Genomic DNA, 17,253 nt, shown 5'->3' on the forward strand with positions numbered 1-17,253 from the left:
GCTTTATCGCAAGATGAAAAGAAAGAACCAAATAAGGTGGTCAAAAGCTACGCGGAACTGGGAGAAAGTGGGTGACGTTAAGTTGAACCCGGAGAAGGAAAAACAAGCAGCTTAAATGCTCAGGCGACAACTACCTTGAAAAACGCCGCAACCCCGAGAATATAAACGGTCATCCTCAATTATAAATGAAAAGGGAACTATCTCAGACAAGCTTACGTTAGTAATTTTAAGACTGACTTGCATAAACGTCTGAATATGACTAGACATTTGACCGAGCCATCTTATACTTTTTAATTCAGCCCATTTTGGTTTCAAATATAACTCAGTTCAATAACGTGATAAATAATATAACTTATCAACATTTAGATGCTCTTAATCACAAAGCCGAAGCTTTACTTAAGTGGAAAGAATTACTTCCATATTGTCAGCACAATTTTTTCCAATCAATACCATGGGTAGAAACATGGCTAGAAGCTCTGCCTAACCAACACCCCGTCTACCTCGTATCTTGCTCAGTTAATGGCACACCACTCTCTGGCATGATTATTTCCTTCAATAAAACAGTCCGATTACACATAGTTCACTCGGATGGACTCTACCTAAACAATACCGGCGACACACACCTAGATGAACTCACTACTGAATATAATCAAATATTAGTAAACCGCACCCTCAGCAAGGCAAACCAAAATGACGTCATTAAAGGACTTTTAGCTCATCTCGATAAAATTGCGAATTGGAATGAAGTGTTCTTACCAGCGCTAGCAAGCGAAACACGAGACAACTTAATATCTCTCCCCCCCCTTCTAAACACTAGACTCAAGCTTGTAAAGACAACAAAATCTTATTTTGTAGACTTAGATAAGATACGAGAAAGTGATTTAGATTATTTGAAACTGCTTAGTTCAAATAAACGCTCCCAGATAAAACGCTCAATAAGTGGTTATCAGCAATCTTCAAATATTGAAGTACAAGAAGCCGAATCTACCGGGCAAGCAATCACCATGCTTGAAGAGCTAGCAGAGCTGCACCAGATAGAATGGACTAAAAGAGGCAAAGCAGGCGCATTTTCAAACACATTCTTCTTTAACTTTCATAGGAAGTTAATTACCGATTACTTTGACAGCGACTACATACAAGTTCTCAAGATACACACCAAAGACAATATCATCGGGTATCTCTATAATTTCTTGTATCAGGGTGAAGTACTTTTTTATCAATGTGGTTTTAATTACACAGACATCAACAAACTAAAACCAGGCCTAACATCGCATTATTTCGCAATCCTATTGAACGCAAAAAAGGGGTATAACAAGTACGACTTTTTAGCCGGAGAGAGTCAATACAAATCGAGTCTAGCAACTGAATCAAACAATCTAAGTTGGATATTATTGCAAAAAAATCATAAACGCTTCATTATTGAAAACTTACTAAGATCTATTAATAAGCTACGAAAGAAAAATCAGCATACAAAAAATGATTAAAAAACAAGTCTTAGCTAATTTTCTAGCATCATCTAATTTTTTTAGATTGATTGGAATCCTTCAATCTCGCTCTTTAGTTATATTTAACTACCACAGAATCTATAACCCGCCTCTTGACACCCCTTTTGACAAGGGAGTATACGAACACTCTGTCGAGGAATTTGAGATTCAATTGAAACTTATTAGCAAACATTTCGACGTTATATCTGAGCAAGATTTAATCGACTCAATAACCTCAAATAGCTTCCCAAGCAAGCGAACAGCTCTAATTACCTTTGATGACGGCTACGTCGACAACTACACAATAGCCCGCCCCTTATTAAAGCAATATAAACTACCTGCGATTTATTTTATTCCAACTCTCCCTATAGAAAATAGAAAGCTTGGCTGGTGGGACCTTTCCTCCTATCTAATCTCTCAAAGTAAGAAAAGTAACATTAACATTGGCAATCAAAGCTTTCCTATTACCAATGCGCATGAAAAAGCAAGCTCTATTCAAGCCGCACTGGCTAGATTTAAATTAACACCATATGAGCATACAAAAGACCTGATCGAAGGACTATCTAACTCTTGTGAAGTAGCACTACCTTCTATAGAAGAGCAATCGGCTCAATGGATGAGCTGGGAACAAATTAAAAGCTTGCCGGAAGATAACGTAGCGATCGGCTCACACACCCACTCACATCGAGTATTAGCAACATTAGATGAACAAACTCAGTTTCAGGAACTTAAGGAGTCTAAAGAAATTTTGGAAGAAAAAGTGGGACGCACAGTTCAAAGCTTTTCTTACCCTGTTGGCGGATACGACCACTTCACCAGCAAAACAAAAGAACTTGTTAAGAAGGCAGGTTATAAAATAGGTTTTTCATACAATACAGGCTATAACAAGCAAGCAATAGATCCATTCGATATCAAGCGCTGCACCCTATCTAACAACTCCGCATACATGACCGGACAAATGCTATTACCATCTATATATAGCCGTACAGTCCCTCAAACGAGGCCTCACTAAAGCTTACTTTGAGATATAGATCAACTTAAAACAAAACCACTAAAAATAATAATTTCTACTCGCTGTTATGCTTATAACAATATTGGTATTCCTTCCTGGTCATTTCCATAGAAAAAGTCTCTGACATATACTGTCTCGCTCGCAGTCCAAAATCATGCAACAAGCTAGGCTGATCTATAAACTTATTGATCAGTTCTATTAAACAATCAACATCTTGATAATCATACAGGTAACCAGTTACACCATCTACAACCAGCCTTGGACTATCACCTACACGAGTAGCAATCACGGGAACCCCTCTAGCCATTGCCTCCATAATTGCGAGCGACAATCCTTCCTGCTCCGAACATACAATTAGTAAATCAAAAGAACTATAAACCTTAGACCTTTGAAGCTCCATTCCATGGAAAAACACTTTTTCATAATCCAAACAATTAGACGCTCTTTGTACCAAGCTATCTCTCTCTGGACCATCTCCAAAAAAATGAACTTCAGGATGATCACCCCTAGAACTTCTGATTTTTTCCATTGCCATAATCAAATCTTCCTGAGCTTTCAACTTGACCATACGTCCAACAGATCCCACCCTCAGGCCTTCATTCCCGCCAACTCTCTCATAAGACTTAGGAATAAACACACCATTAGCGATAGTTCGAAACATACCTCTGGGCCACCCAAAGCGCCTTGAAAAGACCTCTGAACCAGCATCAGAAACAAAGGTAACCCAATCCACCCAAAGCCGCGCAAAGAAATGAACAAAGCCCCAGACATATCCGGGCAAAGGATTTAACCCATGACGGGTGTATATTATTCTAACTCCCTTTAAATATAAGAGAGGCAAGAGAAAAAATAGGTATCTCAACACCCATGGACTGTGAATATGCAATACATTTTCTTGCTGGGAAACGAAACAAGAACATATAGATTTATAATCAATAAATCGATTAGAACTAGAAAGTAAGTAATCAGACTTCAAGTTCGAAAACTCGTCAACAAGGAGACCTCTTTCTGCACTACAGGAAAATACTGTAACCTGGCTACCCGACTCTGATTGCACTTCGCTCAGATCCAAAACAAAGCGTTCTGCCCCCCCAATTTCTAAACTCGATAAAGCATGAACAATATTAGACATACACCGTTCCTAATATAAATAGATGGCAACTCAAGATAGCAGATTTTATTTCCGCCATAACTCCCCCTCCTGCCCTCTCACAAACTGCACAAAAGCAAGAAAGTTAAACCAATTAAGCGCCACGAAGGAACTAATAATTCTCAACACCCTAATCTTAGAAATCGATTTAAAGTACAAACTCACCGGATATGACAACAATCCCATAATAAGCGCCCCGAAGTAGATCGAAAAAAACACACTGTTTGTAGCGAGCGAACATGAGCAAATAACATGAACCAAAAGCATAAAAGGAACAGCTAAACGAAGAATCTTATGGCTCAAAAACTGCCACCAAATTGGGTGGCCACCGGGGAAAATCCAGCTCGGAAACCATACCATCAACTGGTAATTACCCGCTAGCGTACGCACTTTTCTTCTTTTCTCATTTGCCACATCTGAAGAAGGCACATCCCAAGCCTTAGCTCTCTCATCGTAGCCAACTCGATACCCTTTTCTAATCGCCTGCATAGGGATCAGTACGTCATCAATGAGCGTACCAACAGGAATCGGTTGAAATGCAGCGCGTCTAATCATGTATATTGCGCCCGTCACTCCTGGCACACTACCGATGCTCGCTTCTGCCTTGCGTATCATTTTCTCATACCTCCAATAAGCATCTACACCCTTTGAAAAATCATTCTCATTTTCTGAATGGAAACTTAACTCTCCACTCACTAACCCATACTCTCCATCTTGAAACCAGCTTACTAAGTGCCTAACAGCAGATTCACTAATTGTTTGTCTTGCATCAACCATTAACACCAATTCGGAATCAATTTTGGCCATCCCCAAATTAAGCCCGTTTGGCTTACCTAAGCGTGAATCAACGCTTATAACACCAATTCGTTGCGAGTTAATTAAGGCAATTCTTCTTAAAGTTTGGTCCTCACTCGCGTCATCAACCACTAAGACACTCAATTTATCTTCTGGGTAATCTAAATCCAGTAGATTATGTAACTTTGTCTCGATATTTTTCTCTTCATTGCATACAACCAGCAATACAGTCACATAAGGGAACTGCTGATCAACTGGTGATGGTAACCTTTTCTCTTTTTCCCTTAACCTTAAGACTAAGGGATAACCTATAAACACATAAAAAATGAACAAAAAACTAACCGCAAAAAATACACTCATAAACTCACCTTATATTTCAAAACAACAAAGGATTAGAATTTAATTCTAGATAAGACTCACCCAATTGGTTCGCCCCTTCTAAGTTGAGATGGTCATCATCACGATAAAGAGGCACGCCATTGAGAGACATCTCACAGATCAACTCTTTGCAAAATAACTCTCGAGTTTTAATCACTTGGATACGAGGATATTTCTTCTGCAAGTTTTCGAATATATCGCTTATAAAAACATTAACCGGTCGTATCACTTGACAGTCAAGTTCAGAATCAAACACCACCTTCTTTATTGGACACTTAGGTGTTTCTCCCCCTAGGTCCGGAGTATCCTCCAGAATAATGACCTTAATCTCCTTTTTCTCTAAAAAAGAAATCATTGAATCTAATCTATCCATTAATATATTCCGTTTTCGTTCAACATCCACAACTCGGTCTGGGTCAAATAATTTGGTTGTCGACTCTCCAGGCCACGAAGCAGCTAGAACGACAAACTCTAAATTAGATGACTCAATATACTCCCTTGCTATTCTGTTTCTTTCATGACATTTATTAGCTTTGTATGAGTTTTGCCCCCATAAAATGTCAAATACAGGAATGCATTGATCCAAAGTGTAATCCAATATACTTTTATCGGCATCAAATGCTATTTTCTGCATAAACGGAACAAAGTGATTTGCGTGAGAGTCCCCAATAATAATTACTTCAGCACTTTCCAAATCAAGGCTTTTCAGATCATCATCACCCTCGACACAATTAGCTTGAGGTAAACGCGAGCTATACCTTAATGGAGAGTGACAACCCGCTCGCGCTATATCTGGATGAGAGTTTAAAGCAGATTCCATCTTCAATACTGCTGGTTCAAATCTGGAAGGAAATCCTTTGTTCCAAATCCCGATAGTCACCAGAATCGAAATTATGACAGCTGGCAGTAAGAACATTTTTAATACAACAGATCTAAACTCAGTATCGCCTGACTCTCGAAATGGCTGCTCTATGAAACGCCAAGTTAATACTGAGACTAGATAAGTCAGAACAATAATCAAAAGCTGCACTATCAGAGTCAGCTCCACAGACATATATCGGAGGAACACTATGATTGGCCAATGCCAAAGATACATTGAATAGGATATTTTGCCGGTAAAGACAAACCCTCTCATAGAGAGTAACTTATTAATTAAGCCACCTTGTGAATAAATCAACAATACTGTACCTAGTACTGGATATAAAGCATTATAACCAGGAAACTGAGAATGCTCTGTTAGAATTGATGAACTTCCAAATATCAAAACCAAACCCAATACAGATACGACCGAAGACTTCGAATACCCCAATTTCGGCAACCTAGGCCAAACAAGAGCCAATAATGAACCTGCCATCAACTCAAAAAAGCGTGTCGGTAATAGATAATAAGCAGCACCAAAAGTTATTTCAGTCCCCCATTGAGAGATCACCGCTAAAGCTATAAACATTAACAGGAAAAAATATATGCTTTTCCTTATTCCAAACCATTTAAACGAAACAGCCATAATCACGGGCCAAATAAAATAATACTGTTCTTCTACAGCAAGAGACCAGGTATGAAGCAAAGGCGCTTCCTGGGCATCTCCGCCAAAATATCCTCCATGATGCTTCCAAAAAAAGAAATTTCCCAGATAAAATACAATCCATATAATACTTTGGTAAAACCTGACTAAGTCCTGAGGTAACATAATCCAGGTAAAAAACAGAGCAGAAACTATAATAACGAAAAAACTAGCTGGAAGGAGTCGTTTAATACGACGAACGAAAAAAGCTCCAAACTCAAACCGCCCCAGCTTAAGCTTCTCGGCAATTATCGTAGTGATCAAAAAACCTGATAGTACGAAGAATACATCAACCCCAATAAATCCACCGGGAAAAAAGCTAAAACCGACATGGTTTATAATAACTAAAAAGACTGCGATTGACCGAAGGCCATCTATATCACTGCGGTAGTTCACCCCCCCTCCCTTTTTTTAAATGTGTAGATTTATCTAAAATGGCAATTGTATAACGTTTTTCAAATCATATGAGCTTTAACTGATAGAACAACTCAAATACAGCACTTGAAATTAAAATCTAAGAACTAGAAAAAGATAAAGGCCCCTTTATGAGGCCTAGATTATATGAAGGGCCTTACAATTCTGAGAATAAGGCAAAGGAATGATAACTACAACCATTGCGTGTACTACCGACATCTACTTGTCCTTCGCATCTTAACAAGCCATCCGTGGTGACAACCTCGCTAAAAGGTACGTATTTATCGACCTCGTAGCATCCTAGATAGGTCCCCCCCCCAGTAGGACAAATCGCAATAAGAGAGGTAGGACTGATTGTATTATATGGGTGCCACTGGCCGCCACATTGCCAATGCGGATCATCACCTTCACTACATGTAGTTGTTGCAATATAAACCATTGCTGTCACATTACTATTTTCAGGGTCTCCCAATTGGCCGGCAGCTCCATTGGCAGAGTCATTTTCTACATCACCAGCACTTGAATCATCCATAGAATCAGTACCACCAGTATACTCTATTGACCCATCCGCTGCTAAAAGCGACGCCTGAAAACCAATAGGGCTTTTCGGTGGGCTTACTTCAGAGCCACTCGAACCGTCAATACCACCTGAAGACCCCGATGTGGATGGAGCAACCCATAGCCATGTACGAACTGAATTAGATCGATGCTGCCAGTTCCACATCCTCATCGTAGAGCCAATTCCAGCACAATTAGCATTAACCCAACCATCATATAACTTATTTGCCCTAGCAGCCAATTGAGTTTTAATAGCTTCATCAGTCTCAAAATGATAAGCCGCAGCATATATTAGCAACGTTTCAATATTATGAGTATCAGAATACCAAGACCACCATTTATCTCCAGTTCGCTGTGCTGCATCAGCGTAGGCACTTGCAATATATACAATATCGGTATCTTCACGGGTCTGATTGCAAGCCATTGCACGAACTGACCCACCAGTTGCGTTAGCAAATTCAGTTTTCTTAATATGTGTATTTGTAGCCGCATCATAAATCGTAGTAAAACCGTAGCTATCGACCGCAATAGCTAGTCTACGAATCATTTCAGGAATATCTTCCCCCCCGATAGTCCAATAAGTTTGCCAAAGAAAATCTACAATATTTTCGCTCATCCAAGGGGAAAAGCCCCTTGAATTTGTTGCCCCGATAGGGGCAGAGTCTTGGCTATATTTTCCCTCATGAACATCCATATTATGGTCAAACGCACCACTTTTAGGAGTCCATCCATTTTGCTCATCCCAAATAAAGGTGTTTTGCTGCATATCTTTAAGTGAGTTAATTCGCTCCCTCAGATTTGAAAGGACCGTTGCATTGCCCGTCATCTCATACGCGACAATTTCAGCAAGCCCCACCAACCCAGCAGCTCGCTCAGTAAAGCCATCGTTTTCGCCTGAAAAGTCATCTCTAGTATTAAATTGATTCCACCCAATATCAGCCTGAAGCGCCATATTAACAATTAAACCAGAATCCCACTGACTATCATCACCAACCAAAGCCCAAGCAAGCTTAGCCTGCTGTGGCGCAATATACTTTCCATCGGCGCATGCGACATTAGAATAAGTCCAGCACCCACTACCTCCAGGCGCTGCAGGAGGAGAACCATCATTCCGAACATAATTGAAGTAAAACTGTTTGGACAAAAAGGCTTCTTTCAGAAACTCTACCCTTCCTGTTGTAACATAAGCCTTAAACATCGCACTGGAACGATCAAAAAGCCAATTCCCCCTCACTGAAGAACTATAATTCAACCCTCCTGCCCAATTGTTAAACTGATCCTCTTGATAAGATTCAAAAGCATCTCCACTACTGGGGGCTGCTTCAAACGGTGGAATAATCCCAGAGTTCGCTAAATATTCGGGATCATGCAATGCAAATATTCTAGGGTATGGAAGATTATTTTTGTCGGAACCTGCTATCGCCCATCCTTGACTTTGGTCTCTTTCAGATAATCTTGGCACTGAGGCTCCTGAATCAGTAATCTGAACTTCAAGATTACCAGCAGTCATATCTACATCATTCAGCTGTATTGTTACAGAACGTAATGAGTTATCTGACCAATGATAACGCAACCCTTCTTCAACATAAGCAGCAATTTCACTTCCTCCTATCGACACTCTAATTTGATCAACTTCTGTTACATCGCCTTTTGACAAAGGAAGACCAAAGGTAACGAGCTCATTGGAACTAGGAGAAACCTCAGAATCAGCATGTAATGTAACAGAAGTATTAAGAGCAAACGCGGACACATTGGTAAATAAGCAAATGCCTACTCCCAACATTTTCATCTGTAAATCATATAATTTCATTTTACGACACCTCACAACTAACTCGGCGAAGTCAGTTGTCACAAATTCTATTCGTGGAATTAACACTCTCTTAACTTAAAGATATACCAATACGCTATTTTGGCTAGCCCTGACTAGCTTATATTGCAATTCTAATTTAGTCTAAGAACAGTCCCCCACATAACGTGTTCACTAGATAGCAATACACCCCGCCTCAACCGCCATTTATTTGACACCTTTTTTTACAATTAAAGCAACACTTTTGGCTTAGGAAGAACATAATCCCTATATTCATTTGGATTACCTTGCTCCCCTGCTTCGGCAGCTTTAACTATATTGTACATTTCCCGGGACGACACAAAATGCATTGCATATTGCTCACCATCATTGTACTTGTCTGCAAGATACTCATACATCTTCACAGTTGGCTCCCCTAACAAGGTATCAATATCCACCTCCTGAGTACCATGCGTATGAATTTTCACAAATACCCACTCTGGACGCCCCTTAACATGAATATGCTGATCAACCCACATATCAACACGATCAGATGTAGGGGGTATAGATTTACGAATATCACCATTTTCAATTCCTGGTAAAAACCCAAACTTTCGCTTCTTCCAATTTAGACAGAGCGGCCCCTGTATTATCATCAAATCACCAGATGCAGGCTTACCGACTTCAACATCAACGCCTTTGTCATGAGATTTAGGTTTATCTGGATCATCCGTCGCGTAATAGATCGAATTCACTGTTGATGTCTGAGTCGGACTTGGCGCTGATGGTAAGGTAAAGTCCGCATAACAACCTGTTGCTTTCAAAACTAAAAGTTCATCATTAACGCCACAATGCAGGCCTTCAGGGTGACAATTATCAAGCGTCCAATTTCCATGTATGAAACCATACGCCAGCTTCCCTGTCTCTGGATGTCTAACTAGAGAGCGATGCGAATTATGTAGGGTATTTGCAAAACGCTCCAAAGTTTCAGTCAAGTTTTCACGAGTATCATTTTCATGATGCAAATGAATTTCCAGCTCTCCAAAACCTTGTGCACATAAATCTTCAATCTTATCCAGATGCTCTTTTCTATACTCTTCTTCAGGATAGAAATAACTATGTTTTGGTAAGCAACCGTCTGAATCTTTAATATGACCAAACTCTTTAGGAATTTCCTGGTGCCAACGATCTACACGATGCCTTTCAACTTCAATATCATTTGGCTTCCCCCACTGTGGTTCGTAATGATCAACGAAACAAAACATAACATGCGTAGTTCCTTCGTACTTCAGTTTACCCTTTAATTTTCTTCTCAGGTAATAGGGTAGCCAGATATGCATTTCTTTCTTATAAAGAACCAATCCAACAAGACCTAGTCCAACTACAATTAATATTGCCGAGATCTCAAACGGTGACACCTTGCTTTACTCCTTTTTGCTGCCAGGCCAGCTTATGGGTGTTTCTGGCTTACTGATAATAACTCTAACACTAATTCTGCGTTGTGTTTCCACTGCCGCTGATTGTGAATATACTTCCTTGCTCCATCCCCAACCCTTTTAATATTCTTTAAATCCCCAGCTAACTTTAAGGTTATCTCGACAGCCTCAGCTTTATCCTTTCTAGTGAACAACCAACCATTTTCATTATCGCTTACTACTTCTGCGATTGGTTCAAAATCTGGAGAAACCAGTGCTACCTCCATAGCCATCATTTCAAACAACTTCATCGGTGAACCATATTCATTTGAATCTGGAAGAATTCCATAATCCATTGCAGCAATATATGAACTAACCTCCGTATGAGGGACCCTACCAGGCATAATCACCTGTTCCTCAATTCCGTATTGCTGAACAACAGACTGAATATCCTCATAGACCACACCATCTCCGACTAAGAGAAGTGACAACTGAGGATAACCAGAGAGTTTTGGCGAAATCTCTTTTACAAACCAGTCAATTCCATGCCAGTGAACAAATGCACCTACATAGCCACATACCACCTGCCCCGACAATCCTAGGGAAGACTTAGCTGCTTCTCGATCAATTCCATCCAAATTAAACTGCCGAACATCTGCCGCATTTGGGCAAATAATACTAGGTGCTATATTGGCGTACTGACTTTCAACAGTATTCTTGAAGTTTGTTGAAATAAAAACGATTCCATTGCTATTTTTAAAGATCCACGCCTCTATACGACGCGCTAAGCACTTAAAAAATAAAGGCCGAACTCGCTCCACGATAGCTGAATCATTCACCTCAAGTATAATCGGAACATTCTTCATTCGAGCAATCAACACACCTGCAAACATAAATAACGAATATCTTTCGTATAAGAAATCCGGCTGATCTCGACAAACAACTTTATTAACTCTGAAGAACGCAATTAAATTGTACGCAAGCTCTATAAACTCAAATACAAACTCTGGAGCGTATTTCGTTAACTCAATAATACGTGACAGCAAAGTTGAAACTATATTTGTTTTTTGAACCGTTGTTTTTTCGCGGCTGGCAGACGAATCTTCGGCATCTGGATCTGCTCCTGGTAAAGAAAGCAGTTCAACCTCATGCCCAAGTTCACGAAACGCTTTCACAACCCCCATAATATGAGCACCCTCCGCGCCTTTACCTCTAGTACGGTGATGGTATACAACTCTCATTATTCGGCTCCTTGCTGACAATAGCTACAACTAAAAAATCAACTTCCATAACAAACATTCATAACCAGATATCAAACTCTATTCAGAAAAGCTTCTACCTGGCTAATATTATCTTCCCAAGAATACTGAGCCCCTAAGGTGGCAATTTCATTCTTTGAACCCAGCTCATTCAAACGACGATCAGACATTGCCTCTGAAAGGCCTAGCACATCTCCAGGTTCAACTAACAAACCAGATACCTTATCCTTGACCACTTCGGGAATCCCACCAACTTTGGTTGCAATCACAGGCACACCACTACAGATAGATTCCAACAACACATTCGGAACGCCCTCATGATAAGAAGGCAAAACCAAACAAGCACAAGATCGAATATAAGTAGCTGCCTCGCCATGAGGCTTAGGCCCCAGAAATTCAATAAATTTGCTATATGAGCTGTTCTTTGATCGAGCAACCAATTCTGACGTCATTGCCCCACCACCGATAAACTTCAGTTCTTTATCCCCTCCTGCATCTCGATATAGAAAATATGCATTCAACAAATCCAAGACACCTTTGTCTCGTTTGAGGTTTCCAACATAGAGAAAACAATTATCGATATCAGCTGACATTAATGGATAGAACAGTTTTTGGTCCACTCCATTATAAACTTGGCAAACCCTATCTTCAGAAACACCGAGCTCAGACAGTTTAGTTGCTAGCGCTTTAGACACCGAAAATACGCCTTTAGCATTACCACATATTCGACCAATAATATTTCGCCTACGCCCCTCACTGGCCAATATATTAATATCACTCCCATGAACTTTAATATAGTAAGGGCAATCAAATCGCTTTGCTAACTGAGCTGCTGCAAACCCATCTGGGTATGCCCAGCTACCCAATACAACTTCAGGCCTAAACCCTCTAAAATGACTATTTAGTCCAATAAGGACAGAAAGCCACATAAACCAACCAAAAAAAGAGTAAAGAATTTTAGGAGTATACCAATAGCAAACGTAGAGTAATTTGGGACTGTTTGCTTTTTTTATTTCCGCTCTGTGCATTAAATAATCTAACCAAGAAACTGGGACTATAATTGACACATCATTCGTTCTCGCTAAACGATCAAATTGCTGTTTATTAAAAGTTGCTCTGTTAGGTTCCCATGGCAGGGGGTAGAGATTTGTAAGGATTAGCAATCTCATAGTATTTTGCTATCCACTACTTTCAATTTACCACTCGAAGTAAGCATTATATTCTCGACAACATTTACATTAACCTTCAGGTGCTCACCACAGTTTTTCTCAACCAAACCTTTAATATGATCCAGCTCTTGTTTAAAAGCTACATCATGAAGCACAACATTCAAATCAATTGAATCAAGATTATGTTGAACGACCTGAAATTGTCGTATATTCCGGTAGTCTTTTAATAGATGCGGAAAAAACTCTCCCGGTATAGAGCGACCGTCAGAAGTTTTAACTAGATCAAGCTTTCGTCCATCAACAGACTTAATCATAGGAAAATTAGATCCACATTCGCACTGGTAACTTGAGTCCTGCCAAGTAGCTCTATCTCCATTCCTATAACGAATTAATGGAAACCCATAATTATATAAATCAGTAATGAGCACGTCACCACTCTTAGCTGCAACACCCTGTTCATCAACAGTTTCCACAACAAGATGATCTATATTTACATGAAGACCTTGCCTCCTCTCACATTCACTACCTATTAACATAAATTCACGACATCCATAGGTATTGTATACGGGGGCCTGAAAAGCAGCTTCAATTTTTTCTCGCTGAAACTCATACAAAGGCTCTGCACCAGTTAATATAGATTTGGGGGGGCCGACTTTGATATTATTAGTCAATATATAGTCAGACAACTGTACAATAGGATTAACATAGGAGACTACAGCTTGAGGTTTATACTTATTCAGTACCTCCACATAGCTACCAATGTTTTGTTGAGTCATTTTGAAAGAGTTTAAAATTTTCCGGTTATAGAACGCATGATATAAACGTTCTTTTAGTTCAGATCTTGCCCCTACTGGGGCAATACTGGCTCCCCAAAGATATAGCGTTTTTTCTCCCAACCCTGCGTTCAAGCCACCGTAACCTCTCCACATAACGGCTTGCCTACGTTCGTTGCTCTCAGCATCTAGCTCAAACTGAAATGGGACGCCCGAAGAACCTCCAGTAGTCTTCTTAATATTCTTCCCTCTAAAGCTACTGGAAACAAAACTATCATAATTTTCCCTGACCACATCTTTATCCAAGATAGGAAGCTGCGATAACTCCTCTACTGATTGAATTTCAGAAGGGTCAAAACCAATTTCATCCCATTGCCTTCGATAAAAGTCACAAGTTTTGGCAGCGTGCACCAATAACTTTCGTAACTTAGCTAATTGAATCGCCTCTAACTCGTCATGAGCTTTACTCTTATTTTCTTGGTATTCTCGTATGTATTGTACTGATTTACGCCCTGAAATATGTTCTTCATATAAGGGGTATAACAAATTTCTAAAAATCCATGAATACATCTTTTTCCTACCAGCGAACCCTATATGCTATTAATATTTTTATTAGTGCATAAGGGAATTCCCCCAATCGTTTAGACAATTTGAGAACCATATCATAATCCTCATCACTTAAACCATTTAACATAAGCAAAAATAATAGATACGCCACACCAAAACTGAAAAAGCCAACAACTACCTGCATCACCTCGCCCATACCATCAGACAAAGAGCTAGTCACCACTATCGCCAAGAGGCTAGACAATACTGCTATCAACATCCGCTTGATATCAGGTAACACCTCTAAATACCTCCTAACAATAACATACAGAAGAACTGTTAATATGACTGATAAGGAACAATAAGCAACAACAGCACCATTAAACTTCCAGATAGATATCAACCCCAAGTTCAAGCTCAATGACAAAACCAAAGAAAATAGACTAAACTTTAATAATAGACCTTGCTTATCCGCGCTTAACAAGTAAGCATTAATAGGATCCCTAAAAGACGTCAGTATACCCATTAAGGTAAAAAGCCCAAATATTAAACCAGCTTGAGCATACTCCTCGCCATATAAAATAGTAACTATCAATTCTCCATATGCTAAACTCGGTACAGCAACCATGACCCCTAACACAAATAAATAACGCATTGCCTCACTAATCTTAATAGCAGGATCATCCTGCGCCCCTGAAACTGATTTAGCAATCATTGGTAACAATAAAAAACTATAGACACCAGGAACCAAAGAAATAGCAGCCCCAGCCATAACAGTAGCAATATTAAAAAACGCAACAGATTCATTTGTAGAGAAATGTTTTAGCATAATCACTTCGCACTGCCCCAATACCAAAACACCCAAGACTGTATTGACGGTTACAACTCTTAGATGGTGATTTATTCGTCTCTTTAATACTGGATCTAGTACAGCTGCATTCAAGAGTCGTGGATCGACCAACCTCTTTAGATATACTTGTGAGACCCCCCAATAAACTAACGCAATAAGTGAAAAAATTCCATATACCTCTGAAACACTCGCCCCCAATGCAAAAGCCACCAATACTAAAATAAGATTAATTGGTGCAACAACCAAAACAATAAACGCTAGATAATCAAACCTCTCAAACCCCTTAAGCACCCCAACCCTATACATATAGGAGCTCTTGAATATCACAACCACCATTAAAAATACTATTAAATGCTGATACTCACTTTCAATAAGTACACTAGGAAACACGAGTGCAACAAACGCCACACAAAAACATATAAACGCCGTTTTAATTAATTGAATACGTTTAAAATAAGTATGAATCGCATGGATAGCATCAAGATCATTATGAGCGCGAGCTTCAGCGATAAATTTAATCGCACCAATACTTATACCTGCATTAGTTAATACAATTAATACTCCTGCTATTTTGACCATATAACTATAGATACCAAAAGCATCAACCCCCAGCGTACGAGCTATTAATATTGATACAGCTAACCCCAAAAAATACTCAAAATAAATGCTTATGGAGGAGTAATAGGTATTCTTCAGAACCTTAGACACTCTTTTGCCTCATAACAAAACTTTTACTGCCAAGTAAATAACGACTAAAGAACCAATCGTAGATTTAATAAGAACAGATGAAAAAGAGCTATATCGAAATCGAAGCTCTGGATCTCCACGCCGTCCCTTAGTAGCCCGGTAGTATACGGCAACAAGCATCCCACAAAAGATATACAATAGTGGTGTATAAGCTCTACTTAAAAAGAAGCTTGTTACCATAAATCCAATCATGGAATATGTGAGAGTCCGAGCTATTTCAGACTCCTGTAAATCAATATGATTAACAAAACTCTTTTCCATTTTTGGGTACCAGAGCACGAGTAGTAAATAAACACAACCAACCATAAACCCCATCCAAAGGAAATATCCAAGCAATCCTAATTCTGAAAAAACCAAGACAAAAGAGTTATGCGCCGTCAAATGATGATATTCGGTAAACTGCCCCATTCCTACTCCAAGCACTGGATTCGACATCAACATGTGAAACCCCTCGTACCAAGCATCTAATCGCCCTTCTGCTGACGCCTCTTCCGAATCTATTTTTCTAAATTTCCCCATTACAAAGATTGCTAAAGGAAGCACAAACGCACCTAGAGACAGGCTTTTTTTCAACCCATATTTCAAATAGAACCAAACTACTAGTTGACTCATAGTGCCAAGTAAAGCCCCTCGTGAATTTGTCATATAGATTCCATGCAAGATAAAGGCTACAACAATACAAAAAGCTGGCTTAAGGTAAGCTTTAGCTCTAAACAAGAAGTACATAGCCATTGGAAGAATCATTACAAAAAACATCCCCAAATCATTCGGGTCACTAAAAATCCCCAAATAAGTTATTCTTGTCTTTTCTGACAAACCAGCTCCACTCCAACCTAGGCCGGTCTCGGATGATTTCTGAACACTCCCATCATGCACCATTACCAAAGCACAACCTATGAGAAATAACATAGCTACTCTCTGTTTTTGAAGAGTAGTTATAGTGTTTTGAATTAGTAAAAAGGGTAAAAAAATTGAAGTGATAAACGTAGTTACTGACCCAATTGCGCCACCAATCCAGCCATTAGCAATTCCAGAAATCAAGATTACGGGAATCATCAAGACCAAAAAAACATTCTGAGGAGCATCAAACCGATTGTTTTTCTGGGCAAACATAAACAGAGCAGCAAATATTAGAGAAATTTTTACCAAAGGAAAGCCAAATAGGGGCGCAAAGAACTCTTGAGGCCTAACAAAAACAAAAAAGAAATATGCTAGTAAAGAAATAAAAGCCACTTAACGCTATCCATACCTACAATCTGAAGTATAATATCAAGGCTCGACCTCGGAAGGCTTAAACTAATCTCAACCCACGAACAACTTACCCTACTCAACCGCTCTATTAAAGGGTGAACGCTT

Annotated in this window: 12 protein-coding genes; 2 read left to right on the forward strand and 10 right to left on the reverse strand. The window is 39.5% G+C overall.

What is annotated here, in order from left to right; all coding sequences use genetic code 11:
- Positions 1 to 335: 335 nt before the first annotated feature.
- Positions 336 to 1,484: a GNAT family N-acetyltransferase gene (locus A3756_RS12080; RefSeq protein ID WP_068553575.1), complete on the forward strand. Its 1,149-nt coding sequence runs from the start codon at positions 336 to 338 to the stop codon at positions 1,482 to 1,484.
- On the forward strand, positions 1,477 to 2,496 hold the full coding sequence (locus tag A3756_RS12085) for a polysaccharide deacetylase family protein (protein ID WP_068553576.1): 1,020 nt from the start codon (positions 1,477 to 1,479) through the stop codon (positions 2,494 to 2,496). Before A3756_RS12080 ends, A3756_RS12085 begins: the two co-directional genes overlap by 8 nt.
- A 55-nt stretch (positions 2,497 to 2,551) precedes the next feature.
- On the opposite strand, the gene A3756_RS12090 is transcribed toward A3756_RS12085, so the two are convergent.
- From A3756_RS12090 to A3756_RS12135, 10 genes are all read right to left on the reverse strand, one after another.
- Positions 2,552 to 3,628, reverse strand: coding sequence for a glycosyltransferase family 4 protein (locus A3756_RS12090; RefSeq protein ID WP_068553577.1), 1,077 nt, complete (start codon positions 3,626 to 3,628; stop codon positions 2,552 to 2,554).
- Between the two features lie 45 nt (positions 3,629 to 3,673).
- Positions 3,674 to 4,801, reverse strand: coding sequence for a glycosyltransferase family 2 protein (locus A3756_RS12095; protein WP_068553578.1), 1,128 nt, complete (start codon positions 4,799 to 4,801; stop codon positions 3,674 to 3,676).
- 16 nt (positions 4,802 to 4,817) lie between these two features.
- The gene (locus tag A3756_RS12100; protein ID WP_068553579.1) at positions 4,818 to 6,776 is read right to left on the reverse strand and encodes an acyltransferase family protein; all 1,959 of its coding nucleotides are present in this window, start codon (positions 6,774 to 6,776) and stop codon (positions 4,818 to 4,820) included.
- A 175-nt stretch (positions 6,777 to 6,951) separates the two neighbouring features.
- On the reverse strand, positions 6,952 to 9,162 hold the full coding sequence (locus A3756_RS12105; protein WP_068553580.1) for a hypothetical protein: 2,211 nt from the start codon (positions 9,160 to 9,162) through the stop codon (positions 6,952 to 6,954).
- A gap of 227 nt (positions 9,163 to 9,389) precedes the next feature.
- The gene (locus A3756_RS12110) at positions 9,390 to 10,403 is read right to left on the reverse strand and encodes a hypothetical protein (protein WP_197481289.1); all 1,014 of its coding nucleotides are present in this window, start codon (positions 10,401 to 10,403) and stop codon (positions 9,390 to 9,392) included.
- Between the two features lie 185 nt (positions 10,404 to 10,588).
- A complete protein-coding gene (locus A3756_RS12115) occupies positions 10,589 to 11,794 on the reverse strand; it encodes a glycosyltransferase (RefSeq protein WP_068553581.1) in 1,206 nt (401 codons plus the stop codon).
- A gap of 71 nt (positions 11,795 to 11,865) precedes the next feature.
- The gene (locus A3756_RS12120) at positions 11,866 to 12,741 is read right to left on the reverse strand and encodes a glycosyltransferase (protein ID WP_197470041.1); all 876 of its coding nucleotides are present in this window, start codon (positions 12,739 to 12,741) and stop codon (positions 11,866 to 11,868) included.
- Positions 12,742 to 12,977: 236 nt separating this feature from the next.
- On the reverse strand, positions 12,978 to 14,324 hold the full coding sequence (locus A3756_RS12125; RefSeq protein WP_068553583.1) for a phenylacetate--CoA ligase family protein: 1,347 nt from the start codon (positions 14,322 to 14,324) through the stop codon (positions 12,978 to 12,980).
- A 7-nt stretch (positions 14,325 to 14,331) separates the two neighbouring features.
- Entirely contained in the window at positions 14,332 to 15,858 is a 1,527-nt protein-coding gene (locus tag A3756_RS12130; RefSeq protein WP_068553584.1) for an oligosaccharide flippase family protein, read from the reverse strand.
- A 9-nt stretch (positions 15,859 to 15,867) separates the two neighbouring features.
- The gene (locus A3756_RS12135) at positions 15,868 to 17,130 is read right to left on the reverse strand and encodes an O-antigen ligase (RefSeq protein ID WP_068553585.1); all 1,263 of its coding nucleotides are present in this window, start codon (positions 17,128 to 17,130) and stop codon (positions 15,868 to 15,870) included.
- Between the last annotated feature and the right edge of the window lie 123 nt (positions 17,131 to 17,253).

This window comes from Oleiphilus sp. HI0086, from assembly GCF_001635225.1.